Source organism: Paracoccus sp. J39 (assembly GCF_000518925.1).
GTDB lineage: Bacteria > Pseudomonadota > Alphaproteobacteria > Rhodobacterales > Rhodobacteraceae > Paracoccus.
Window position 1 is genome coordinate 193223 of sequence record NZ_JAEN01000007.1, and the last position, 24100, is coordinate 217322.

Consider the following 24100-nt stretch of genomic DNA (forward strand, 5'->3'; position numbering starts at 1 on the left):
CATCTCTCAGCCCAGTTCGACTTCTGTGGAATGGGTGACGACCGGCGGCTTCGCGAAGAAGGGCGAGGCCAGTTCGCGCCATTTCTGGAACCCTTCCGAGGCGCGGAAAGTGACCATGTGATCCTCGACGCTGCGCCATTTCACCAGCAGGCGATAGGTGTCGGGCGCCTCGAGGACGCGGCGCAGTGCAAGACCCAGACAGCCCTCGGCGGCAAGGAAATGCGGGCGGGCGGCTGCAACGGCTTGCTCGAATGCGGCGGGCTCGGTCACGGAAATCTCCGCCACCTCAAGGACATGGGACATGGCCTGGACTCCTGTTTGCGGGATGAGGCCGGGCCATGCCGGCCCGGCAGGGACTCACGCCTTGGCGTGGCCGTGTTCGGCATCGATGCTGCGCGTCTCGCCGGTGGCGATCATGGTGCGGGTCGCGTCCACCGTGGCATAGGTCCAGAAGATCTTCATCGGCCGGTCGGTTTCGTTCAGGAAGCGATGCGGCACGTTCGCGGGCACCCAGGTGGTGTCGAAGGTGCCCAGGTGGTGGCGGGTGCCGTCGATCTCGACCACCGCCTCGCCCTCGATCACCATCACGCTTTCCTCGCAATTATGCGTGTGCAGCCCGATGGCGGCGCCGGGGTCGAAATGGGTGATGCCGTTGATCATGCTGGTCGAGCCGCAGCGGCGCGTGACCAGCGGCGTCGTCCGCGCGCCGCCGCCGCGGTCATTGGTCTTCAGTTCGGACGGACGAAGGATGGCGGGTTCAGCCATGGTTTCACCTCACTTTGCGGGACCGATCCAGACGGTCTTGATGTTGACGAATTCGCGGATGCCGTAGACGCCAAGCTCGCGGCCATAGCCCGAACGCTTGATGCCGCCGAACGGATAGCGCGGGTCCGAGGCGGTCATGCCGTTGACGAAGACCGCCCCGGCGTCGATGCGTCGCGCCAGATCGCGGGCGCGGGCGGCGTCGCCAGACCACAACGCACAGCCAAGGCCGTATTCGCTGTCATTGGCCATGGCGATGGCGTGGTCGGCATCCCTGGCGCGCACGATGGCGGCGACCGGGCCGAAGGTTTCCTCGACGAAGGCGACCATGCCGGGTTTCACATGATCCAGAACGGTCGGCGGATAATAGAAGCCGTCACCTTCGACCGGCGCACCGCCCAGCTTCAGCACGGCGCCTTCGGCGACCGAACGCTGCACCTGGTCGTGCAAGGTGGCCAGCAGGTTGCCGCGCGCCATGGGACCGATTTTCGTATCCCGCTCCATCGGATCGCCGATTTTCAGGTCAGCCGCCTTCTGCACGAACAGCTCGACGAAGCGGTCGGCGACGCTTTCCTCGACGATGAACCGCTTGGCGTTGACGCAGCTTTGCCCGACATTGATGTAGCGCGCCTTCACGGCCGTTTCGGCGGCGGCCTCCAGATCGGCGTCGGCCAGCACGATGAACGGGTCCGAGCCGCCCAGTTCCAGCACCTGCTTCTTCAGCGCGCGGCCTGCCTGTGCGGCAACGATGGCCCCGACCTCGGTCGAGCCGGTCAGGGTCACGGCGGCGATGCGGTCGTCGGCGATGATGCCGGCGACCTGCGAATTGTCGATGAGCAGCGTCGCGGTCAGGCCCTTGGGCGCGCCGGCCTTCTCCATCACCTCTTGCACCGCCAGCGCGCATTCCGGCACGTTGTTGGCGTGTTTCAGGATGGCGCCGTTGCCCGCCGCCAGCGCCGGGGCGGCAAAGCGGAAATACTGCCAGAACGGATAGTTCCAGGGCATGATCGCCAGCACCACGCCAAGCGGGTCGAATTCGACCACGCTTTCGGTGGCATTCGAGGGCACCGGTTCATCCGCCAGGTAGTGCGGCGCGTGCTCGGCGTAGAAATCGCAGTTATAGGCGCATTTCTCGATCTCGGCCTCGGATTCCGCGATGGGCTTGCCCATTTCGCGGGTGATCATCTCGGCATAGCGCGTCTTGCCGGCGCGCAGCACCTCGGCCATGCGGGTCAGCAGCCCGACCCGCTCGGCCACGGGAACAAGGCGCCAGGCGCGCTGCGCCCGCGCGGCGGCCTCCAGCGCGGCATCGACGGCGGCGGCGTCCTGCAAATCGTAGCTCTGGATCGGCTGGCCGGTCGCTGGGTTGACAGAGGTGATCGTGCTCATTCGGTGACTCCTGTTGAAAGGCTGGAAGCGCCGGGGAGGAGGCGCTTCCAGCGGGACAGAAAGCGCGCGCTTTCCGCCATGGGGATGCCGGGGATGTATTCAAAGCCGATGGCGCCGCCGTAGCCGGCGCCGGCCAGCGCCGAAAGCAGAGCCGAAAAGTCGATGCGCCCCGTGCCGGGCTCGTGCCGCCCGGGATGATCGGCGATATGGACATGGCCGATGCGGTCGGCATTGGCCGCGACCCATGCCGCCGGATCCTCGCCCAGGACGGCGGCGTGATAGCTGTCGAAGAGCAGGTCGAAGCGGCGGGCAAAGGCATCCTGCAATTCCGCCGCCGCCCGCAGCGTGCCCATGTAATAGCCGGGGATGGTGATCGCCTCGACCAGCAGGCGCACGCCGGTGCCTTCGCAGTGCTCCAGCGCCCAGCCGAGATTGGCGCGATAGACCTCGCCCGCGTCCAGCCAGCCCCCTGTGACAACGCCTGCCATCGGGTGGAGATAGGGGCAGCCGATGGCCTGTGCGTAATCCAGCGCCCGGTCGAAACCGGCGCGGAACTCGGCCTCTCGCCCCTTCAGGCAGGCAAGACCCTTTTCGCCCTCGCGCCCCATCCCCGAGGTGATCTGCGAGAAGCCCAGGCCCAGATCGTCGAGCCGCCTGCGCATTTCGGCCGCCGGAATCTCGTAAGGCCCCGGATGCTCGACGGCGGTGAAGCCGTCGCGGGCGGCCGCCGCCAGCCGATCGGCCAGCGGCACATCGGCGTAGAGATAGCCGATATGGGCCGAAAGCCGGATCATGCCGCCAGCGCCGAAGGGAAGACGACGCCCAGCCGCGCGCCTTCGGCGGTCAGATCGGCGATCACGTTGTCGGTGACGGGGATGCCGTCGCGGCGGCGCTGATCCTCGCGCCGCTGCTCGGGCTCGCCGGGCAGCATGATCTCATCGACGCCAGCGGCGCGGGGCAGTTCCTTGATGCGTTCATAGAACGTATCCATCCGCGCCTGGAAATCGGTCAGGGCCATGAACAGGTCGGGCCGGATGGCGAAGAACAGGTGGCCGACGTTCTGCGGTTCCGAGTGGTCGAAATAGAGCGACTTCACGTCACCGCCGAAATTGGCCCCCGTGAACACGCCCGACAAAAGGTCCATCAGCGTGCCCAGGACCGAGCCCTTGACGCCGCCGAAGGGCAGGCAGACGCCCTCGAACGCCTTGGCCGCATCGGTGGTCGGGTTGCCGTCCACATCCAGCGCCAGCCCGGGCGGGATCGGGTCGCCCTTCATCGCCGCCAGCCGGATCTTGCCGCGCGCGATGACGGTCATCGCCATGTCCATGACATAGGGCGGATGCGTGCCGCCCGGGATGCCTGCCGCGATGGGACTGGCGCCCAGGAAGGTGGTCCGCCCGCCCCACATCGGGATCGCCGGCGAGGAATTGGTGAAGATCAGCGAGATATAGCCGCGTTCGATCGCCCGCAGCGCATAGCAGGCCCCCATGCCGAAATGGGTCGAGCGATGCACGCCGGCGAGGCCGATTCCCATCTCGCCCGCCAGATCGCAGGCCGCATTCATCGCCACGTCCGAGGCGATGAAGCCCATGCCGTTGTCGCCATCGACATGGGCGACCGCGCCCGCGACTTGGGCGACCCGGACTTCGGGGCGCGGATTGACGAGTCCGCGCCGCAGCCGCTCCAGATACATCGGGATGCGGCTGACGCCATGGCTGTCCACCCCGCGCAGGTTGGCCTTGACCAGATCGCCCGCGACCAGGGCGGCATCGGCCTCGCGCAGCCCGGCGGCGAGGAACATGGCCCGGGCATAATCGGTCAGCGCCTCGGCGGTGAAAAGCTGCGTCATGGCTTGCTCCTTTGGCGCAGGATCATGGGAAGGACGACAAGAGCCGCAGCGATCATCAGCAGGGACAGCGACAGGGGCTGCGTGAAGAAGACCGTGGCGTCGCCCTGGCTGATGGTCAGCGCGCGGCGGAACTGCTGCTCGGCCAGCGGGCCAAGGATCAGGCCGACGATGCAGGGCGCGATGGGGATGTCATAGCAACGCATCCCGAAGCCGATGATGCCGATGATCCAGAGCAGCACCACATCGGTGATGTTGTTGTTCAGCGTATAGGCGCCCATGGTGGCAAACAGCAGGATGCCGGCATAGAGCCAGGGCCGCGGCACGGCCAGAACCTTCACCCAGACCCCGGCCAGCGGCAGGTTCAGCACCAGAAGCATCAGGTTGCCGATATAAAGGCTCGCGATCAGGCCCCAGACCAGTTCTGGCTGCTTGTCGAACAGCGTCGGGCCGGGCTGGATGCCGTATTGCTGGAAAGCCGCCAGCATGATCGCCGCCGTGGCCGAGGTCGGCAGGCCAAGCGCCAGCAGCGGCGCCAGGACACCTGCGGCCGAGGCGTTGTTGGCGGCCTCGGGACCGGCGACGGCCTCGATGGCGCCCTTGCCGAATTCCTCGGGTTTTTTCGACAGCCGCTTTTCGGTCAGGTAGGACAGGAAGGTCGGGATTTCCGAGCCGCCGGCCGGCAGCGCGCCGATGGGGAAGCCCAGCGCGGTGCCCCGCAGCCAGGGCTTCCAGGACCGCCGCCAGTCCTCGCGGTCCATCCATTTCGAGCCCTTGAGGGCGTAGATTTCCTCGTTCTCGTAGCGGTGGCGGGCCAGCGTGTAGAGCGTCTCGCCCACGGCGAACAGGCCCACCGCGACCACGACCACGTCGATGCCGTCCAGCAGCTCGGGGATGCCCAGCGTGAAGCGCGCCTGCCCGGTCTGCAGGTCGATGCCCACAAGGCCCAGCGCCAGGCCGAACAGCAGGCTGGCGAGCCCGCGCGAGAGCGAGTCGCCCAGCACCGCCGTCACCGTGGTCAGCGCCAGCACCATCAGCGCAAAATAGTCCGCCGGGCCGAACAGCAGCGCCAGCTTGACCATCAGCGGCGCGACGAAGGTCAGCGCGGCTGTGGCGATGGTGCCCGCGACGAAGGACCCGATGGCCGCCGTCGCCAGGGCCTGCGCGCCGCGTCCCTGCCGGGCCATGGCGTGCCCGTCCAGCGCGGTGACGATGGAGGCGCTTTCGCCCGGCGTGTTCAGCAGGATCGAGGTGGTCGATCCGCCATACATCGCCCCGTAATAGATGCCGGCGAACATGATGAAGGCCGAGGCGGGCTCCATCCCGTAAGTCACCGGCAGCAGCAGCGCCACGGTCAGCGCCGGGCCGATGCCGGGCAGCACGCCGATGGCGGTGCCCAGCACCACGCCCAGAAGGCACCAGCCCAGGTTGCCGATGGTGGTCGCAACCGAAAAGCCGTGCATCAATGCGGAAAACGTGTCCATCCCTGCCCCTCAGATCTCGTAGCCGAAATGGGTCAGCACCTGCTCGACCACGGTGCCCACCGGCAGCGCCAGATCCAGCACGCGGTCGAAGAGCCCCCAGGTCACGATGGTCAGCGCCAGTCCCAGCGCCAGCGAGCGGCCGATGCGGCGCTCGCCGAAGGCATGGGCGACGGTCGCATACATCAGCGACCCGGCGATGACCCAGCCCAGCCATTCCAGCGTCAGGATCATCACCAGAAAGGCGATGGCGCCCTGGAAGGCCGCGCGCAGGTCCAGTTCGCGGAAAGGTTCGAGCTGGCCCCGGCGGCGCCATGCCTCGTGGCAAAGCTTGGCGCCGACCGCCGCCAGCCCGGCGCCGATGATGGCCGGAAACAGCCCCGGCCCGACGGCAGCCTTGGTGGCGATGCCGGGCTTCGACCAGACATCCAGCAGCATGTAGGCGCCCAGGCCAAGGCAGAAGACCCCCGGCACCAGTTCGGCATTGTGAGGACGCAGCAAGCGTTTCATGACGAAGCCCTCCGCGCCCCGATCACAGGACGCCCGCGTCCTTCAGGGCCTGGCCGATGCGGTCGGTCTCGGATTGCAGGAAGGCATCGAATTCCTCGGCCGGCTGATAGCTGTCGATCCAGCCGCGGGTTTTCAGCGCCTCGGCCCATTCCGGGGATTTCACCATGTCGTCGATGGCGGCTTTCAGCGCCTCGCGGTCGGCATCCTTCGCCTTGGGATTGGCGACGATCCCGCGCCAGTTCTGCACCGCCAGATCGACCCCGGCCTCCTTGAAGGTCGGCACGTCCACGCCGTCGATGCGTTCCTCGCCCGAGACCGCCAGAGCGCGCAGATCGCCATTCTCGACCTGGGCGCGGAACTCCTCATACCCCGAAATCCCGACCGTGGCATGGCCGCCGAGGACCGAGGCCAGAACCTCGCCGCCGCCGGCATGGACGACGTAGTTGATCGCGGTCGGATCGACGCCCACGGTCTTGGCAAACAGCCCCGCCGTGATGTGATCGACCCCGCCGATGGACCCGCCCGCCCAGGACACCGCGCCCGGATCGGATTTCAGCTTCGCGATCAGGTCATCCAGCGTCTTGATATCGGACTTGGCCGGCACGACGATGGCATCGACGTCGCCCATCAGCCGGGCGATGGGCGTCACGTCCTCCAGCGTCACCGCCGATTTGGTCGAAAGCACGCCGCCGACCAGCGCAAAGCCCACGATCAGGGCCGAGGGCTTCCTGGGCCGCGAGGTCACGAATTGCGCCAGCCCCACGGTGCCGCCGCCGCCGGCGACATTCGTCACCTCGACCGCCGGCACGGTGCCGCGGGCCTGCAAGACGCCCTGCACGGCGCGGGCCAGCTGGTCATAGCCCGAGCCGGGGCTGGACGGGGCCAGCAGCTCCAGCGAGGGCAGCAGTGCGTCGGCCTGCGCCGGGGCAAGGCTTGCGACGCTCAGCGCGCCGGCCATCAGCACGGCAAAGGCGCGACGGGTGATCCTGGTCATGGCTCTTCCTCCCTTTCGGTCCCTCCCGGACCGTTCGTTGAAAAATCAGGCCAGCGCGGCGACGACCGCGTCGGTGAAGGCCGCAGTGCCCAGCGGCCCGCCCAGATCGGCGGTGCGGCTCTCGGGCCGGTCCAGTGTGGCTTCGACGGCGGCCCCGATGGCGCGGGCGGCCTGGTTCAGCACCGGCTTGCCTTGCTTGCTGCCCAGGTGATCCAGAAGCATCGCCGCCGACAGGATCAGCGAAGTCGGGTTGGCCTTGCCCTGGCCCTGAATGTCGGGCGCCGAGCCGTGCTGCGCCTGCGCCACGCAGACATCGGCGCCCTGGTTGATCGAGCCGCCCAGGCCCAGGCTGCCGCACAGTTCGGACGCCTCGTCCGACAGGATGTCGCCGAACATGTTGGTGGTGACGATCACGTCGAAGGCATCGGGCTTGCGGATCAGCAGCGCGGCCGTCGCGTCGACGATCAGCTCCTCAAGAGCGACGTCCGGATAATCCGCGGCGACCTTGCGCACCTCGCGCAGGAACAGGCCGTCCGACAGCTTCACCACATTGGCCTTGTGCACCGCCGTCACCTTCTTGCGGCGGCCGCGCGCCAGTTCGAAGGCGGCTTTCGCGACATTGCGCGAGGCACGCGCGGTGATCTTGCGGACCGACAGCGCCATGTCCGGGTCGGGCATGAACTCGCCGGTTCCGGCGAACATGTTGCGGTCGGAATAGAAGCCCTCGGTGTTCTCGCGCACGATGATCAGGTCCATCGGCTTACGCAGCACCGTCAGGTCGGGCCGCGACTTGCAGGGGCGGACATTGGCGAAAAGCTCGAACTTGACCCGCAACTCGCCCGAGGGGTTGATGCCGCCCTTGTCGCGAGTCGGATAGTCGTAATGCGAAACCGGGCCCAGGATGACGCCGTCCATCTGCGGGATGCGCTCCATCACCGCATCGGACAGCGTGGTGCCCTGCTCGGCCAGCGATTTCAGGCCGATATCGGCCTGTTCGATCTGCAACCCCAGGCCGAAACGGCGGTCGGCCGCATCCAGCACGCGCAGGGTGGCTTGGGTGATTTCAGGGCCGATCCCGTCTCCGGGCAGAACCAGAAGGCGCACGTCGTTCATCCTTGTTGTTTGCTGGAGAGCTGTCGGGGCGCGAGCCGGTATCCCGTCCGCGTTTCCGGCGCGACCTCCTCCAGTGGTCTTTTGATGTATGTAAATGCCAGATACGTAATGATTCGGAATTTTGCAACACAAAAATACCAATTGTCTTGGCAGATGCCCTGCCGCATGCCATTTTCATGGAAACCCCCTCGGAAAGGCTCGCATGACCAACCTCGCCAACACCCTCGTCAGCCAGATCGCCGCGCATATCAGTGCGGACGGGTTGCAACCCGGCGACCGGCTGACCGAGCGCAAGCTGGCCGAGCAGTTCCGCGTCTCGCGCTCGCCGGTGCGGGCGGCGCTGAAGCAGCTGGAAGAGGCCGGGGTGCTGGTCTCAGGCGACCGCAGCGGCTATCGGCTGGTCGATGCCGCAGCCGCCGAGCAGTTCAACGCCCCTGTCGCGGAAGTCGATGAAGATGAAAGGATCTATCTGCAGATCGCCGACGACCGCGTGACCGGAAAACTGCCGGAGCGGATCATGGAAAGCGAGTTTCAGCGCCGATACGACCTGACCAAGGGCCGGCTGGCCAAGCTGTTGCGGCGCATGGCGCAGGAGGGGTGGATCGAGCGCCTTCCGGGTCATGGCTGGGAATTCCTGCCGGTGCTGACCTCGCTGGAATCCTATCGCGACAGCTATCGCTTCCGCCAGCTGATCGAGCCGGCGGCGCTGCTGGAACCGCGCTTCCAGCTGAACCGCCCGGTGCTGGAAAGCCGGCTGGCCGAACAACGCTGGCTGGTCGAGGGCGGGATCTGGACCGTGCCGGATGCGAAACTGTTCGAGCTGAACAGTGGCATGCACGAATCGGTCATCGAATGCAGCCAGAACATCTTCTTCATCGACGCGCTGAAGCGGGTGGACCGGCTGCGGCGCCTGATCGACTATCGCCAGATGCTGGATCGCGACGTGGCGCGCGAACGCTGCCTTGAGCATATCGAGCTGCTGCACCTGGTGTTGATGGGCCGCAACGAAGAAGCCTCGGAATTCATGCGCCAGCATCTGGCGGCGCTGGGGCCCCTGAAAAGCCGGGCAAGAGCGACTGGGTGAGGCCCATGGGAAAAAGGTCCCCTTGCGGGTCCGAGGCATGGCGCGGCCCACAGCGGACAGGAAAACATTGCTCGCAGTCCGGAGAAGGTCCCAGCGGTCCGCGACCTGCACACCGCACCCGGACGCGCCTGTGAAACGGCGCGCCCATGTTGCAGGCGCGCCGATATGGTGTGCGGTGCCGACCGGCATTCCTGTAACACCACCCTCTGCATCCACGCGCCTACAACTTTGTGGTGGAGGACATAGGGTAGAGCAGGATACGGGACGCTCACCAGATCAAGCGGAACTCGTGTTGTTCCGGTACCGATAGAGCCGCGCAACCTCGAACAGCACCGGCACCAGGATCGCGAGGAATGCGATCGCAAGCAGCGTTGCGGCAATGGGACGCGTGACGAACACGGTCATGTCGCCCTGGCTGATGGTCATCGCGCGGCGGAACTGCTGTTCGGCAAAGGGGCCGAGGATCATGCCGATGATCACCGGACTGGTGGGGAAGTCATAGCGCCGCATGAAGAAACCCATCACGCCGATGCCGTAAAGCAGAGCCAGGTCGAAGACCGAACGGCTGATCCCGTAGGTGCCGATGGTGGCGAAGACCAGGATGCCGGCATAAAGATAGGGCGCCGGGATCTTCAGGATCTGCACCCACAGCCCGACCAGCGGCAGGTTGAGGACCAGCAGCATGATGTTGCCGATATAGAGGCTGGCGATCAGGCCCCAGACCAGGTCCGGCTGGGTCGAGAGAAGCTGCGGCCCGGGATTGATGCCGTAGCTCTGGAACGCCGACAGCATGATCGCGGCGGTCGCCGAGGTCGGCAGCCCAAGCGTCAGCAGCGGCACGAACACGCCTGCGGCGGAGGCGTTGTTTGCCGCCTCGGGACCGGCCACGCCTTCGATGGCGCCCTTGCCGAACTCCTCAGGATGTTTCGAGAGCCGTTTTTCCATGAAGTAGGACAGGAAGGTCGGGATCTCGGCGCCGCCCGCGGGCATGGCGCCGATGGGAAAGCCGATCAGCGCGCCGCGAAGCCAGGCTTTCCAGGACCGGGCCCAGTCACGCGCATTCATCCACAGCGAGCCCTTGATCGGCACGATCTCGTCCTGGCCCCGGCGATAGCGCGAGGCGAGGTGCAGCGTCTCGCCCACGGCGAACAGGCCGACGCAGACGATCACCACGTCGATCCCGTCCAGCAGCGCCATCTGCCCGAAGGTGAACCGCGCCTGGCCGGTCTGCAGGTCCACGCCGATCAGCCCGATGAAGAGGCCGATCGCCAGCGCCGACAACCCCCGCAGGATCGATGTGCCCAGCACCGCCGAGACGGTGACGAAGGCCAGCACCATCAAGGCGAAGTAATCGGCGGGCGAGAAGAGCAGCGCCAGCTTGACGATGATCGGCGCCAGGACCGTGATGCCGACGACTCCGATGGTGCCTGCCACGAAGGAGCCGATGGCGGCGGTGGCCAGCGCGGGGCCGCCGCGGCCGGACCGGGCCATCTTGTGCCCCTCGAGGGCCGTGACGATGGTCGCGCTTTCGCCGGGCGTGTTGATGAGGATCGAGGTCGTCGAGCCGCCGAACATCGCGCCGAAATAGATGCCGGCGAACAGGATGAAGGCTGCGGCCGGTTCGACCTGGAAGGTGATCGGCAGCAGCAGGGCAATGGTCAGTGCGGGCCCAAGGCCGGGCAAGACGCCGATCGCGGTGCCCAGCGTGACACCGACGACCGACCAGAGCAGGTTCATCGGCGTCAACGCGACCGAGAAGCCGTGCAGGAGTGAGGTGAAGCCTTCCATCAGAGGAGATCCTCGATAAGTCCGCCGCCCATGCGAAGCCCGAGAAGCTGCGCGAAGCCGTAATAAGCGACGAGTGCCAGGACGAAGCCGATCAGCGCCGCCAGCCAGATGCGCCGGGCGCCGAACCCCTTGGCGACCATCAGATACATCAGGCTGGAGGACAGGATGAAGCCGAGGGGCGCGATCAGGAGCAGGTTCAGGACCAGACCCCCGCCGACCCAGGCCATGGGGATCAGGTCGGGGCGCGGCTCATCGGGGTCGGTGGCCTCGCACCGCCAGGTCCCGGTCCGGGCAGTAACCAGCAGAAGCGTGCCCAGCACGACAAGCGCCGTGCCGACGATGCGGGGAAAGAAGGTCGGGCCGATGCGCGCATAGGCTGGCGAGACGGTGACCAGCGTGGTCGCCCAGACCACGCCGATGCCCGTCGCCAGAACCGCCAGCGCGACGATGGTGGGCCCAAGTCGCGAACGCCGTTCCATGGCCCTACCCGGCTGCCAGGCCAAGGCCCTGGAGCACGGAGCGGATCCGATCCGTGTCCTCGGCCAGATAGGCGGCGAAGTCGTCGCCGGCCAGGAACAGCCGGTCCCAGGAGCGGCTTGCCAATTCGGCCTGCCAGGCCTCGGAGGCGTCCATCCGGGTCAGCATGTCGATCAACCGGGCGCGGTCCTCGTCGCTGATCGCCGGAGGCGCGAAGACGCCGCGCCAGTTCAGCAGTTCGACATCAAGCCCTTGCTCGCGGATGGTCGGCGCGTCGATGCCCTCGACCCGCTCGGGCGCCGAGATGCCGATGACGCGCAGGTTGCCCGCCCCCACCTGTTCCGAGAATTCGCCCCAGCCGGACACGCCGCAGGTGACCTGGTTGCCCAGAAGCGCCGCCATGGCCTCGCCGCCGCCGGCAAAGGCGACATAGCTCAGCGCCAGCGGATCGACGCCCGCGGCCTGGGCGACAAGGCCCGCCAGCATGTGGTCGCTGCCACCCGCGCTGCCGCCCGCCCAGGAGACCGAGCCGGGATCGGCCTTCAGCTTGGCCACCAGGTCCTCCATGGTCTGGATGTCGGACGCGGCGGGCACGACGATGGTCAGGTATTCGCCCGTCAGCCGCGCGATGGGCGTCACCATCGTCAGGTCCACCGGCGCGTTGTTGGTGATGATCGCGCCGATCATCACCATGCCGCCGGTCATCAGCGCATTGCCCTCGCCGGAATACTGGTTGATGAACTGCGGCAGGCCGATGGTGCCGCCGGCGCCGCCGACATTGGTGATCCGGGCCGAGCCGATCAGCCCTTCGCCGCGCAGGATCTGGTCCATCACGCGCGCGGTCTGGTCCCAGCCGCCGCCCGGCGCCGCCGGCACGAAGATCTCGAGCGAGCCGATCTCTTGCGCCAGCGTCAAGGTCGGCATGGCCGCCATCAGGCCGATGGCGCCGGTCGTCATCATGAAGTTTCTCCGGTTCATGGTCTCTTCTCCTCCCTGAAGGTGCGGTCCCGCGCGACTAGTCCCCGTCGCCCGGAAGCTTGCGGTTCTCGGGACCCTCATAGGTCCAGAGCCATTGCCGGGGGATCGGCCCCTTGTTGCGCTGCGACCCCAGGCTTTGTTCATAGGCATGCGCCAGGATCCCGACCGAGCGGGACAGGATGAACAGCCCCCGGCAGAGCGGCGGCGCAAAGCCCAGCTCGGCATAGATCGCGGCCGTGGCCCCGTCGATGTTCATGGGCACCGGGCGCGACTTCGTCCGGCGCAGATGCGCGTCGATGGCGCGGGCGATGGCGGCAAAGCGCCCCTCGACCGTTCCCGCCGCCACGGCATCGTCGATCAGCGACAAAAGCCGGGGCGCGCGCGGATCGACCGGATGGAAGCGGTGGCCGAATCCCGGCAGGTATTTCATGCCGGCCGCCGCCTGTCGCGCCAGCACTTCCGGCACCGCCTCGGGGCCGCCTGCCGCGTCGATCTCGTGATAAAGCTCCACCGCCTGCTCGCCCGCGCCGCCATGGACATCGTCGAGCACGTTGATCGCCGAGGCCATCGCGCCGTTGATCCCGACGCCCCCCGTCACCGCGATGCGCGAGATCGCGATCGAGGGCGCCTGCGGGCCGTGGTCGACGCCCGCCACCATCGCCGCCTCAAGCAGCCGGGCCTGCGCCTCGGTCGGCAGTTCGCCGCGGGTCATCAGCCAGACCATCTGCGGATAGGTGACGCGCCCGATCAGATCCTCGACGGCATAGCCGCGCATCCGGATTTCGCCGGGGCGCATCTTGATGATGGATGTCGCCCACCAGTCTTCGGCCAGTTTCCGGTCGTCGCCCATCAGATCACCCCTTCTGATTTCAGCCGCGCGATGTCCTTCGGGGACATTCCCAGCGCGGCATAGATGTCGTCATTATCGGCCCCGAGCCGCGGCGGAGGGCTGTCCACCACCGGCGCCGCGCCGTTCAGCTTGACCCCGGTCCGCACCACGGTGATGTCGCGCCCGACCCCTTCCGGTGCGGGATAGGTGGCCAGCAATCCCCGGTCCGCGATCTGCGGGGCGGACAGGACTTGCGGCACGGTCAGGATCGCACCGGCCGGAACGCCGATGCGGTTCAGGTCGGCGGCCCATTCCTCGGCGCCGCGGGTCGCCAGCGTCTTTTCCAGCTCGCCGCGCAGGCGGATGCGATTGGCCTTGCGCAGCTCTCGCGTCGCGAAATCCGGATCGTCCAGCAGGTCGTCGCGGCCCAGATAGCTGGCCAGGCTCTGCCACTGCTCGTCCTTGTTGGCGGCGATGTTGATCGGGCCGTCTGCCGTCTCGAAGGCGCCCGAAGGGGCAGAGGTGACGTTCTCGTTGCCGTTCGCCTGCGGCTCGACACCGGCGACAAGATAGTTCGACACCACCCATCCCATCGTCGCCACCACCGCTTCGAGCATCGAGACGTCGATGAAGCCGCCGCGCTCCGGCGCGTTCAGCGCCGCCGCGATGGCCATGGCCGCCGTCAGCCCGCCGACCGTATCCGCCAGCGGATAACCGACGCGCAGGGGCGCGCTGTCCTTGTCGCCGGTGATCGACATGACCCCCGACGCGCCCTGGATGATCTGGTCATAGGCCGGGCGGTCCCGCCACGGCCCGTCCTGGCCGAAGCCCGAGATGGCGCAATAGATCAGCCGGGGGTTCTCGGCCTTCAGCACCTCGTAGCCGACGCCCAGCCGGTCCATCACGCCGGGGCGGAAATTCTCGACCAGCACATCGGCCGTCCGGACCAGGCGCCTCAGCAGCGCCTTGCCCTCGGGGTGCTTGAGATTGACGGTGACCGATTTCTTGCCGGCGTTCTGCGCCAGAAAGGACACGCCCATCCCGGCCTTGTTCAGCGCGGCATCGGCGCCGAGGTTGCGGGCCAGATCCCCGCGACCGGCAGCTTCGACCTTGATGACCTCGGCCCCGAAATGGACAAGCTGGTGGCAGCAGAAGGGACCGGCCAGGACGTTCGTCAGATCCAGCACACGGATGCCGTTCAGCGGTTTCATGGTGGTTTTTCCCAAGGTGATGTCCGTTTGCGCGTTCATGCGATTGCTCCGGCAAGAGGGATGATGCCGAAGGCCAGGGCGCCGGCCAGCATCGCCAGAACCAGTCCTGCAACCCACAGGATCGAGGCACGCTGGTTGTCGCCGTATTCGACACCGACAAGGTTCACGAGCAGGTAGGTGGAGGCGACCAGCGGGCTGAGCAGATGGATCGGCTGCCCGATCAGCGAGGCGCGCGCCATCTCGACCCCGCTGATGCCATAGACCTCGGCGGTCGAGGCGAGGATCGGCAGCATTCCGAAGTAAAAGGCGTCGTTCGTCACCGCATAGGTCGCGGCGGCGCTGAACAGCGCCGTGGCCGGCGCCATGTAGGGGCCGAGGCTGTCGGGCATGATCGCCAGCAGGCTTTGCGACATGGCATCGTCCATCCCGGTTCCCGACAGCACGCCGGTAAAGATGGCGGCTGCGAAGATCAGGCCGACGACGGAGACGATGTTGTAGGAATGCGCCTGGATCCGCTCGCGCTGCTCCGCGAGGGTCGGGTAGTTGATGGCCAGGGCGAGCGCGGTCGCGAGGATGAACAGGATCGGCAGCGGCAGGATGCCGGTGATCAATCCGGCAAGCAGGCCACCCGTCAGCGCCAGATTGACAGGCATCAGCTTCGGACGGCGATAGGCGGGCGCTTCTTCCATGTCATGTTCCAGCGCGGCTTCCCGATCGGGGGAAAGGACACCGACGCGCCGCCTCTCCCGCAAGCCGAACAGGGTGGCGACGATCAGCAGGTAGCCGAAGCCCACCGCCATCGCCGGGATCAGCGGCACGAAGACATCCGCCACGTCCACATGCATCGCCGAGGCCGCGCGTGCCGTGGGGCCGCCCCATGGCAGGATGTTCATGATCCCGATCGACATCAGCAGCAGCGTCGCCATGTATTGCGGGCGCAAACCGATCGCCCGGTAGATCGGCAGCAGCGCGGTGACGCAGATGACATAGGTGGTCGCCCCGTCGCCGTCCAAGGCGACCGAGGTGCCGATCACAGCCGTGCCGACGAGGATCTTCAGAGGATCGCCCCTGGCCACTCGCAGCACCCGGGAAATCAGCGGATCGAACAGGCCCGCATCCGTCATGATGCTGAAGAACAGGATGCCGAACATCAGCATGGCGCCGGTGGGCGCAAGCTTGACCAAACCCTCGCGCATCATCTCGCCCAGGCCGGCGGGATCGATGACCAGGCCGAACAGCACCGGGATCAGCGCCAGCGCGACAAGTGCGGAAAGTCTTCTCGTCATGATCAGCCCCAGAAACAGCGCGATCATGGCGAAGCCGGCAAATGACAGCATTCCAGTCTCCTCCATGGTGGGAACATGACAGAGAAGACAGGATCAGAAAATTCAGTTATATTCAGGAAAAGAAAACTTCTGGGACGCTATCATGGATGTGCGGGATCTGGCCTATCTGCACGCGATCATTCGCGAAGGCAGCGTTGCCTCGGCGGCGGACGCCGTCGGGCGCACCCCGCCCGCGCTGACCAAGGCGGTGCGAAGGCTGGAGGATCAATTGGGCGCTGCCCTCTTCACGCGCGTCGGCCGGGGCGTCGAGCCGACAGAGGCCGCGATCTTTCTTGCCGAACGGACCATGGGGGTCGTGGAGCAGCTGAAAATCATCCGCAGGCAGGTCAGGGATGTAAGCGAAGGGCGGCACGGACACGTCCGGCTGGGCGTGGCGGCGACAATGGCCGCCATTTACCTGCCTTCGTTCCTTCGCCGCCTGACCTCTGCGCATCCGGATCTTCGCGTTTCGATCGTCAACGGCATGAACGATGTCCTGCACCGGGCCCTCCGCGTCGGCGAGATCGACATGGTGCTGGGGGTGATCGACCGGAGCGATCCTGCCGCCGCCGAATGCCATGTCCTGGCGGAGGACCGCGTTCGGATCGTCGCCGCGACGCACCATCCCCTGCAGGGACGAAAGGTCGGCCTGGAGGAGGTGCTGCCGCAGAAATGGGTGCTGCCCTCGCAACGGGTCGCGATGCGCCAGTGGTTCGACGCGGCTTTCCTTGCCCGGGGCTATGCGCCGCCGGAGCCGCATGTCGAGACATCCTCCATCGCCATCCTGGAGGAACTGATCGCAGGGACGGACTATCTGAGCTTCATCTCGGGGCTGAAGATGGAGCTGCCTGCGCTCAGGGATCGGATCGCGCCCCTGGCCATCGAGGATTTCACCATGACGCGCGAAATCGGCGCGACATGGATGCGTTCCGCCACTGTCTCGCCCGCGCTCGAACTGGCCTTGTCGGTATTGAAGTGTCCGCGTTAGCCGCGGGTTTCGGGCCTGAAGGGACCAATGCGATGCGGCTTCGTGAATTAACATCGCCGCGGATTATTTTCTCCCTGCAGATCAAGGCTTTCGCCAAAGGCCGAAGCTTCATCCGAGACGATCCCGGGTAAGCCAAGTCTTCTAAAAAAGACAGAAGCCGCGTGGCCGATGCCCTCGCCTGTGGTTCCGGACCGCTCGGCCCTGTGGCGTCAGCCCCGGTACAATTTCGCTCCGATCCGAGCGGCAGATGATGCAGCAACCGTATTGCCCATCCCTCACATGCGCAGGATCGGCGCACGAACCTTCACCAAGGCCGCAGGATGTGTCGCGGATTAGAACAGGAAGGCTTTAGGCGGTTTTTTTGACCCCATACTCGCCGCTGACCTGGGCCAGTTGCTCGTGCAATTCGGCGATCAGCCCGGCACGAGGCCCTTTCGGGCGTTGCAGCAGCCCGATCTGGCGAAAGACCGGCGGATCGCCGAAGGGCAGCATGACCAGGTCCACCCCGCGCTCGATCGCGGCGATCCGCGGCACGATCGACACCCCGAGCCCGTTTTCGACACAGGCGGTCACCGCCGAAATCGTGTCCATCTCGGCGATGTCGTTCAGCGGCAGGTTCATCCGGCCCAGCTCGGTTTCGATCAGCCGCGCCAGGGGCACGTTGCTGCGGAACCGCACGTAGGGAAGCGCCGACAACGCCTGCCGGACATCAACGACCGGGGTTCCCGGTGGCGCGATCAGGAACAGCGGCTCGCGGATAAAGGGCGACCAGTCGAGATCGCGCGAGGACAGGCTGTTCTCGGCGATGATCGCGGCGTCCAGCCTGCCGGCATAGACATCCTGGACCAGGTTTTCCGAGTTCCCGACCAGAAGCCGGATCTTGAGGCCGGGATGATTCGCCACGACGCGCGATACCGCTTGCGGCAGCAGCCCTATCGCGCTGGTGCGAACCGAGCCGATGACGAATTTTCCCACGATCCGGCGGCCTGAAATCGCATCGATGGCGTTTTCCGCCGCCCTGACAAGCTCTGCCGCCGCCTCGACCATCTGCTGTCCCGCCGCGGTCAGCGTCGGCGGGCGGTTCTCGCGGTTGAAAAGCGAAGCTCCGACTTCGTTTTCAAGGGCCTGGATCTGCTGGCTCACTGCCGAGGGCGTCAGCGCAACGCGGTTCGCGGCACGGGCGAAGCTGCCGGTTTCCACAATGGCGAGAAGTGTCTTTAGCTGGCGTGTATCCATTTGATGCAGTTTTTCTGAATATACCAAACAGTTTTATCCGCTTTCCTTCAGATATCCAAATGATAAATTCCAAGCCGAGGAGCTGCCACGGGGTGTGGCACACGGAGGATCATGTCACAGAATATCCTGATCACGGGGCCAAGCCTGGCACCCGCCGCCGCAGATGTGCTGACGCGAGCGGGTTATGTTCCGGTCTACGTTCCGCCCTATACCAACGGCGAGGGTCTGATCGAGGTCGTGCGCATGGCCGATCCGGTCGGCATCCTGGCGCGCATGGGTCGGATCGATGAAACCGTGTTCGCGGCGGCGCCCCGGCTTCGCGTGATTTCGAAGCACGGTGCGGGCGTGGACAATATCGACGTCGAGGCCGCCACGGCCCGGGGCATCCCGGTGCTGAACGCGGCGGGCGCAAATGCGGTCTCGGTGGCGGAGCAGGCCATGGCGCTGCTCTTCGCCGTGGCAAAGCGGATCATCCCGCTTGATCGCGGCATCCGAGAGGGCCGCTGGGAAAAGCCGGGCTTTCAGGGCCGCGAACTGGCGGGCTCGGTCATGGGGCTGGTCGCCTTCGGCGCCATCTCTCGCCAGACCGCGCGCTTTGCCAAGGGGCTCGGCATCAGCGTTCGCGCCCACGATCCGTTCTCGCCCACGGAGGCCTTTGCGGCCGAGGGGGTCGAGCGGGTCGAGGACCTGGACGAGCTGTTCGCCAGTTGCGACATCATCAGCCTGCATTGCCCGCTGACGCCCATGACAAGGAACATGGTCAACGCACAGCGCCTGTCGCGGATGAAACCGGGCGCCATCATCATCAACACCGCGCGGGGCGGGCTGATCGACGAGCCCGCGCTGGCCGAAGCACTGGCAAGCGGCCGGATCTCCGGCGCCGGGCTCGATACCTTCGCACAAGAGCCACCCCCCGCCGAACATCCGTTCTGGACAGAGCCGCGCCTTGTCCTCAGCCCGCATATCGGTGGCGTCACCGAAGCCGCGAACATCCGCGTCGGGGTCGAGGCCGCGCAGGGCATCGTGGACCTGCTGGAGGGCCGTCCCGTGCCCGAAGCGCGCATCGTCAACCGCGCAGAACTGAAGATCAGCGTCTAAGGAGACATTTTCATGGCAACCGGATTTCGTGTCCTGAAACGCGAACGCGCCGTTTCCGCCGACGTGGTGCGGCGTTTTCTGAAGCTGCCCGTCGCCAATGTCAGCGACAGCATGCACCGCATGACCGCCGCCGGGCCGCGTCTGGCCAAGATGCACCGCGACGGCCAGCTTGCCGGCCCGGCCATCACCGTCAAGGCCCGCCCGGGAGACAACCTGATGCTGCACAAGGCCATCGACATGGCCCGGCCCGGCGACGTCATCGTCGTCGATGCGGGTGGCGACCTGACCAACTCGCTGATGGGCGAGCTGATGCTCGCCTATGCGGTCAAGCGCGGCGTGGCGGGCTTCGTGCTGAACGGCGCGATCCGCGATGCGGACGCGTTCCTTTCCACCAACCTGCCGGTCTTTGCCGCAGGCGTGACCCATCGCGGTCCCTACAAGGACGGCCCGGGCGAGATCAACGTGCCCATCGCCATCGACGGCATGGTGATCGAGCCGGGTGACCTGGTCCTGGGCGACAGCGACGGCGTGCTGGCGGTCCCCTTCGACATCGTGGAAGAGGTCTATGCCAGGACCAGCGCCAAGCAGGACGCCGAAACCAAGCAGATGGCGGCGATCGAGGCCGGGACGAACGACCGTTCCTGGGTTGATGCCGCACTGAAGAAACTGGGCTGCGAGATCCCTGAAGGGATCTAAGTCCAACAGCCAGGACCAAAGGGAGGAAACCTATGTCCGCTAAAACGAGTCTGCCGCTTGCTGCGGCGCTGTTCGCATCGGCCGCGACCATGGCCCATGCCGACTGGCCGACTGATCGACCGATCGAGATGATCGTCGCCTTCGCTCCCGGCGGCGGCACCGACATCATGCTGCGCACCCTTGCTCCCTATCTCGAGGCGGAACTGGGCACGCAGTTTCCGGTGCTGAACCGTCCCGGGGCGGCAGGCGAGATCACCTATACCGCGCTGGCGCAGGCGCGGCCGGATGGCTACACCGTCTCGTCGCTGAACACGCCCGGCTTCCTGACCATGCAGATCGACCGCAAGCCGCGCTTCGACCCCGAGGAGATCTGCCCGATCGCGCGCATCGTCGAGGACCCCGGCACCTTCATCGTTCCCGCGGGCTCGGACTTCCAGACGCTGGAGGATCTCATCGCCCATGCCAAGGAAAACCCGGGTGCCGTGTCCATCGGCACCACCGGCGTCGGCACCGACGAGCATCTGGCGATGCTGCAACTGGAGCGTTCGGCGGACGTGGACCTGACGGCGGTTCCCTTTGCCGGCGCCAACGAGGCCAAGACCGCGCTTCTGGGCGGCCACATCACCGCCATCGGACTGAATGTCGGCGAATACGCCACCGCCGACAAGGGCGCGATGCGCGCGCTGGCGCAGTTCGCCGAGGAACGCTCGGTCCTGGCCGAGGATCTGCCGACCGCCAAGGAACAGGGCTTCGACGTCATCATGTCCTCCGAGCGTGGCCTTGCCGCGCGCTGCGAAGTGCCCGAGGAAATCCGCGCCCGCCTGGCCGAGGCCGTCGACGCGGCCCTGGCCAACCCCGAATTCCAGGCCCAGGCCAAGCAGCAATCCCTGCCCCTGGCGTTCCAGTCGGGTGCCGAGTGGAAGGAAGCCATGCCTGCACGGCTGGACCGCTACCGCGATATCTTCGCGCTGATCAAAGAGGGACAGTGATGACCGGGCCGGGCGCGACGAAAAGGGGGGACATGCCCGATCTTCTGACGGCGGCGCTATTCATCGGATTCGGCGTGCTCGGCCTGTGGCTTTCGCGGCCGCTGGATCAGGGAACGCTGGCGCAGATGGGGCCGGGCTTTCTGCCCCGCGTTGTCTGCGGGGGACTGATCGTCCTGGGCGCTGTCATCGGTTTTTCGGCCCTGCATCGCCAGGGCGAGCCCTTGGAGGCGATGAAGCTGCGGCCGCTGGCGGTGATCGTGCTGTCGATCGTCGGCTTTGCCTATCTTGCCGAACATGCCGGTTTCGTCGTCGCGTCGCTGTGGCTGATCATCGCCGGATCGCTGGCCGATCCCGGCGGGCGGTGGCGCACGACATTGCTGCTGGCAGGCGGCCTGACCCTGTTTGGCGCATTGGTCTTCATCTACGGCCTTGGCGTCCAGATGACGATCTGGCCGTTCTGAGCCGAGGAAAACATCATGGAAATCTTTGATCTTCTGTTGCTGGGGTTTTCCGAGGCGATGAGCCCCGCAAACCTCGGGTTCTGCCTGATCGGCGCGCTTCTTGGCACGCTGATCGGGGTGCTGCCGGGGATCGGCCCGACCGCGACCATCGCGGTCCTGTTGCCGATCACCTTCTTCCTGCCGCCCCTTGCCGGGATCATCATGCTGGCGGGCATCTATTACGGCGCGCAATACGGCGGCTCGACCACGGCCATCCTGGTGAACCTGCCGGGAGAGGCCTCGGCCGTGGTCACGACGCTGGACGGCTACCAGATGGCGCGGCAGGGCCGGGCGGGTTCGGCGCTGGCCGTCGCGGCGCTGGGATCGTTCTTTGCCGGCACGGTCGCGACCTTCGGCATCGCCATCGCCGGTCCAATGCTGGCGGGCTTTGCGCTGAATTTCGGGCCGGCCGAATATGTCTCGCTGATGATTTTCGGCCTGCTGGCCGCGACGATCCTGGCCAGCGGCCCGGTGCTGAAGGCCATCGGCATGATCCTGATCGGCCTGCTGTTCGGCATGGTCGGCACCGATCAGGCCACCGGGGCCGAGCGCCTGACCTTCGGATCGCTGGAGCTGTTCGACGGAATCGAGTTCACCGTCATCGCCATCGGCCTGTTCGGCTTTTCCGAGATCATCGCGAACCTGGAACGCAGCGGCTCGGCCGGCGTGACGGTTGCCCGCCTGACCCGGCTGTGGCCGACGCGCGAGGATTTCCGCCGCGCCTGGCCCGCGGTGCTGCGCGGCACCGGCATCGGCACCTTCCTCGGCATCCTGCCGGGGGGTGGCGCCACGCTGGCGTCCTTCAGCGCCTATTCGCTGGAAAAGAAGGTCTCGAGAACGCCGGAAAAGTTCGGCACCGGCGCGGTCCAGGGCGTCGCCTCGCCCGAGGCCGCCAACAACGCCGCCGCGCAATCGTCCTTCATCCCGCTGCTGACGCTGGGCATCCCGTCCAACAACATGATGGCGATGATGCTCTCGGCCTTCATGATCCACGGCATCACGCCGGGACCCAGCGTGCTGACCAACCAGCCCGAGATCTTCTGGGGCCTGGTCGCCAGCATGTGGATCGGCAACGCCCTGCTGGTCATCATCAACATGCCGCTGATCGGACTGTGGGTAAAGCTGCTGACCGTGCCTTACCGCCTGCTTTATCCGGCAATCCTGCTGTTCTGCTGCGTCGGCGTCTATTCGATGAACAACCGCATCTTCGACGTGCTGCTGGCGGCCGGTTTCGGGTTGCTGGGCTATGCCTTCCGCAAGGCGAAATGCGAGCCGGGTCCGCTGCTGCTGGGCTTCGTCCTTGGTCCATTGCTGGAATCGAACCTGCGCCGCACCATGCTGATCACCCAGGGCGACGCCAGCATCTTCGTCGAGCGTCCGATCAGCCTGGTGATGCTGATCGCGACCGTGATCCTGCTGGCGCTGATGATCCTGCCCGGCTTCCGCAAGAAGCGCGAGGAGGCCTTCCAGGAGGAAGAGGCGTGAAATCGCAACGGCCGGAGACGTCTCCGGCCGTTTTCATTCCAATCGCTCGGAAGGAGCTTGCCTGACCATGAATGCAATAAGCCGTCGGGCGATGCTTCAGGCCGCCGGCGCGGCCGCGGCCCTTGGCCAAGGTCGAGGACCATATCGCCGACGCCCGCGCCCAGGGTGCGACCATCGCCACCGGCGGCGCGCGCCATGCGCTTGGCGGCGGCTTCTTCCAGCCGACCGTGCTGTCCGGCATGACGCCCTCGATGAAGATCGCGCGCGAGGAAACCTTCGGCCCCGTCGCCCCGGTCTGGCGCTTCGAGACCGAGGCCGAGGCGGTAGCCCTGGCCAATGCCAGCGAATTCGGGCTGGCGGGCTATTTCTACGCCCGCGACCTGTCCCGCGTCTGGCGCGTGGCCGAGGCGCTGGAGGTCGGCCTGGTGGGCGTGAACACCGGCCTGATCTCGACAGAGGTGGCGCCCTTCGGCGGCGTCAAGCAATCCGGCCTCGGCCGCGAGGGCAGCCGCTATGGCATCGAGGACTATCTCGAGATCAAATACATGTGCCTGTCGGTCTGAAAGGCTAAAGGGCTTCGGCAGAGCGTCATTTTCTCTACTGAGAATAAAAAATCGATAGATCGAACTGAGGACTGAGCCAGGCTCTTCCGAACGTGACACCCTCAATCGGAACCGAGGCCACTTCCGAAATATCTGCGCTGGAGTCTAGCGGGTTAACCGCTCTTCCCCGGTCAGCTGATCCTCTCGCAGGAGCGGGTCCGACCACGAGAAGGGAGTCGGCTCCTGACTCATGTAGTCACTCCTCTGATTCAACCTACTCAGAGCTTCCCGGTCAGTTCGGGCACCACGGAGAACAGGTCGCCGACCAAGCCGTAATCGGCGATCTGGAAGATCGGCGCCTCCTCGTCCTTGTTGATCGCCACGATCACCTTGCTGTCCTTCATCCCCGCCAGGTGCTGGATGGCGCCGGAGATGCCCACCGCGACATAGAGCTCGGGGGCGACGACCTTGCCGGTCTGCCCGACCTGCCAGTCGTTCGGGGCATAGCCCGAATCCACCGCCGCGCGGCTGGCGCCCACCGCGGCGCCGAGCTTGTCGGCCAGCTGCTCGATGATGGCGAAGCTCTCCTTCGAGCCGAGGCCGCGGCCGCCCGAGACCACNCGCTTGGCCGAGGTCAGCTCGGGACGGTCGCTCTCGGCCACCTCATCGGCGACCCAGGCCGACAGGCCGGGATCGGCGGCAGCGGCGGTCTCGGCCACGCTGGCCGAACCGCCCTCGCCGGCCGCGTCGAAGCTGGCGGTGCGGATGGTGAAGACCTT

The 24100-nt window shown here is 66.4% G+C and carries 24 protein-coding genes and 1 pseudogene; 8 read left to right on the top strand and 17 right to left on the bottom strand.

What is annotated here, in order from left to right; all coding sequences use genetic code 11:
* Positions 1-6 precede the first annotated feature (6 nt).
* Genes L632_RS0109320 through L632_RS0109360 form a run of 9 tightly spaced genes read right to left on the bottom strand, consistent with a single transcriptional unit; the run spans position 7 to position 8086 of the window.
* Complete coding sequence (locus L632_RS0109320) at positions 7-303, bottom strand: putative quinol monooxygenase (RefSeq protein WP_028716684.1); 297 nt, start codon at positions 301-303, stop codon at positions 7-9.
* Between the two features lie 54 nt (positions 304-357).
* Positions 358-765 carry a cupin domain-containing protein gene (locus L632_RS0109325; RefSeq protein ID WP_028716685.1) on the bottom strand — a complete coding sequence of 136 codons (408 nt, stop codon included), beginning with the start codon at positions 763-765 and terminating at the stop codon, positions 358-360.
* A 9-nt stretch (positions 766-774) separates the two neighbouring features.
* Entirely contained in the window at positions 775-2151 is a 1377-nt protein-coding gene (locus tag L632_RS0109330; protein ID WP_028716686.1) for an NAD-dependent succinate-semialdehyde dehydrogenase, read from the bottom strand.
* Positions 2148-2945 carry a TIM barrel protein gene (locus tag L632_RS22365; RefSeq protein ID WP_051476413.1) on the bottom strand — a complete coding sequence of 266 codons (798 nt, stop codon included), beginning with the start codon at positions 2943-2945 and terminating at the stop codon, positions 2148-2150. The genes L632_RS0109330 and L632_RS22365 overlap by 4 nt, the downstream gene beginning before the upstream one ends.
* A complete protein-coding gene (locus L632_RS0109340) occupies positions 2942-4000 on the bottom strand; it encodes an Ldh family oxidoreductase (protein ID WP_028716687.1) in 1059 nt (352 codons plus the stop codon). Before L632_RS0109340 ends, L632_RS22365 begins: the two co-directional genes overlap by 4 nt.
* Entirely contained in the window at positions 3997-5481 is a 1485-nt protein-coding gene (locus L632_RS0109345) for a tripartite tricarboxylate transporter permease (RefSeq protein ID WP_028716688.1), read from the bottom strand. The genes L632_RS0109340 and L632_RS0109345 overlap by 4 nt, the downstream gene beginning before the upstream one ends.
* A gap of 9 nt (positions 5482-5490) precedes the next feature.
* Positions 5491-5988: a tripartite tricarboxylate transporter TctB family protein gene (locus tag L632_RS0109350; protein ID WP_028716689.1), complete on the bottom strand. Its 498-nt coding sequence runs from the start codon at positions 5986-5988 to the stop codon at positions 5491-5493.
* A gap of 22 nt (positions 5989-6010) precedes the next feature.
* Complete coding sequence (locus L632_RS0109355; protein WP_028716690.1) at positions 6011-6982, bottom strand: tripartite tricarboxylate transporter substrate binding protein; 972 nt, start codon at positions 6980-6982, stop codon at positions 6011-6013.
* A 45-nt stretch (positions 6983-7027) separates the two neighbouring features.
* Positions 7028-8086 carry an isocitrate/isopropylmalate dehydrogenase family protein gene (locus L632_RS0109360; RefSeq protein ID WP_028716691.1) on the bottom strand — a complete coding sequence of 353 codons (1059 nt, stop codon included), beginning with the start codon at positions 8084-8086 and terminating at the stop codon, positions 7028-7030.
* 211 nt (positions 8087-8297) lie between these two features.
* On the opposite strand from L632_RS0109360, the gene L632_RS0109365 reads away from it, so the two are divergent.
* Complete coding sequence (locus L632_RS0109365) at positions 8298-9179, top strand: GntR family transcriptional regulator (protein WP_028716692.1); 882 nt, start codon at positions 8298-8300, stop codon at positions 9177-9179.
* Between the two features lie 276 nt (positions 9180-9455).
* Here the strand turns inward: L632_RS0109365 and L632_RS0109370 are convergent, their stop codons facing one another.
* From L632_RS0109370 to L632_RS0109395, 6 genes are read right to left on the bottom strand one after another with little or no spacing between them, the layout of a single operon-like run.
* Complete coding sequence (locus L632_RS0109370) at positions 9456-10967, bottom strand: tripartite tricarboxylate transporter permease (RefSeq protein ID WP_028716693.1); 1512 nt, start codon at positions 10965-10967, stop codon at positions 9456-9458.
* A complete protein-coding gene (locus tag L632_RS0109375) occupies positions 10967-11446 on the bottom strand; it encodes a tripartite tricarboxylate transporter TctB family protein (RefSeq protein ID WP_028716694.1) in 480 nt (159 codons plus the stop codon). Before L632_RS0109375 ends, L632_RS0109370 begins: the two co-directional genes overlap by 1 nt.
* Positions 11447-11450: 4 nt before the next feature.
* The gene (locus L632_RS0109380; protein WP_232220958.1) at positions 11451-12422 is read right to left on the bottom strand and encodes a tripartite tricarboxylate transporter substrate binding protein; all 972 of its coding nucleotides are present in this window, start codon (positions 12420-12422) and stop codon (positions 11451-11453) included.
* Between the two features lie 37 nt (positions 12423-12459).
* Positions 12460-13272, bottom strand: a complete 813-nt coding sequence (locus tag L632_RS0109385; RefSeq protein ID WP_028716696.1) for a citryl-CoA lyase — start codon at positions 13270-13272, stop codon at positions 12460-12462.
* A complete protein-coding gene (locus L632_RS0109390) occupies positions 13272-14501 on the bottom strand; it encodes a CaiB/BaiF CoA-transferase family protein (RefSeq protein ID WP_230378318.1) in 1230 nt (409 codons plus the stop codon). Before L632_RS0109390 ends, L632_RS0109385 begins: the two co-directional genes overlap by 1 nt.
* A complete protein-coding gene (locus L632_RS0109395) occupies positions 14498-15799 on the bottom strand; it encodes a CitMHS family transporter (RefSeq protein ID WP_028716698.1) in 1302 nt (433 codons plus the stop codon). The genes L632_RS0109390 and L632_RS0109395 overlap by 4 nt, the downstream gene beginning before the upstream one ends.
* Before the next feature lie 91 nt (positions 15800-15890).
* Between L632_RS0109395 and L632_RS0109400 the strand changes: the two genes are divergently transcribed.
* Entirely contained in the window at positions 15891-16775 is an 885-nt protein-coding gene (locus tag L632_RS0109400; protein ID WP_028716699.1) for a LysR family transcriptional regulator, read from the top strand.
* A 348-nt stretch (positions 16776-17123) separates the two neighbouring features.
* Here L632_RS0109400 and L632_RS0109405 read toward each other — a convergent pair whose 3' ends face one another.
* Entirely contained in the window at positions 17124-18011 is an 888-nt protein-coding gene (locus L632_RS0109405; RefSeq protein ID WP_028716700.1) for a LysR family transcriptional regulator, read from the bottom strand.
* A gap of 111 nt (positions 18012-18122) precedes the next feature.
* Here L632_RS0109405 and L632_RS0109410 point away from each other — a divergent pair, with 111 nt between their 5' ends.
* From L632_RS0109410 to L632_RS0109435, 6 genes and pseudogenes are all read left to right on the top strand, one after another.
* On the top strand, positions 18123-19109 hold the full coding sequence (locus tag L632_RS0109410; protein WP_028716701.1) for a hydroxyacid dehydrogenase: 987 nt from the start codon (positions 18123-18125) through the stop codon (positions 19107-19109).
* 12 nt (positions 19110-19121) lie between these two features.
* Positions 19122-19805 carry an RraA family protein gene (locus L632_RS0109415; RefSeq protein ID WP_028716702.1) on the top strand — a complete coding sequence of 228 codons (684 nt, stop codon included), beginning with the start codon at positions 19122-19124 and terminating at the stop codon, positions 19803-19805.
* Between the two features lie 32 nt (positions 19806-19837).
* On the top strand, positions 19838-20794 hold the full coding sequence (locus L632_RS0109420) for a tripartite tricarboxylate transporter substrate binding protein (protein WP_051476414.1): 957 nt from the start codon (positions 19838-19840) through the stop codon (positions 20792-20794).
* Complete coding sequence (locus L632_RS0109425) at positions 20794-21255, top strand: tripartite tricarboxylate transporter TctB family protein (RefSeq protein WP_028714651.1); 462 nt, start codon at positions 20794-20796, stop codon at positions 21253-21255. The genes L632_RS0109420 and L632_RS0109425 overlap by 1 nt, the downstream gene beginning before the upstream one ends.
* Before the next feature lie 15 nt (positions 21256-21270).
* Positions 21271-22779: a tripartite tricarboxylate transporter permease gene (locus tag L632_RS0109430; protein WP_028714652.1), complete on the top strand. Its 1509-nt coding sequence runs from the start codon at positions 21271-21273 to the stop codon at positions 22777-22779.
* 122 nt (positions 22780-22901) lie between these two features.
* Positions 22902-23342 (top strand): annotated as a pseudogene (locus tag L632_RS0109435) (aldehyde dehydrogenase family protein); the annotation flags it as partial.
* Positions 23343-23599: 257 nt separating this feature from the next.
* Here the strand turns inward: L632_RS0109435 and L632_RS0109440 are convergent.
* Positions 23600-24100, bottom strand: a 501-nt coding sequence (locus tag L632_RS0109440) for an electron transfer flavoprotein subunit alpha/FixB family protein (RefSeq protein ID WP_028716704.1), incomplete at its 5' end; no start/stop codon positions are given.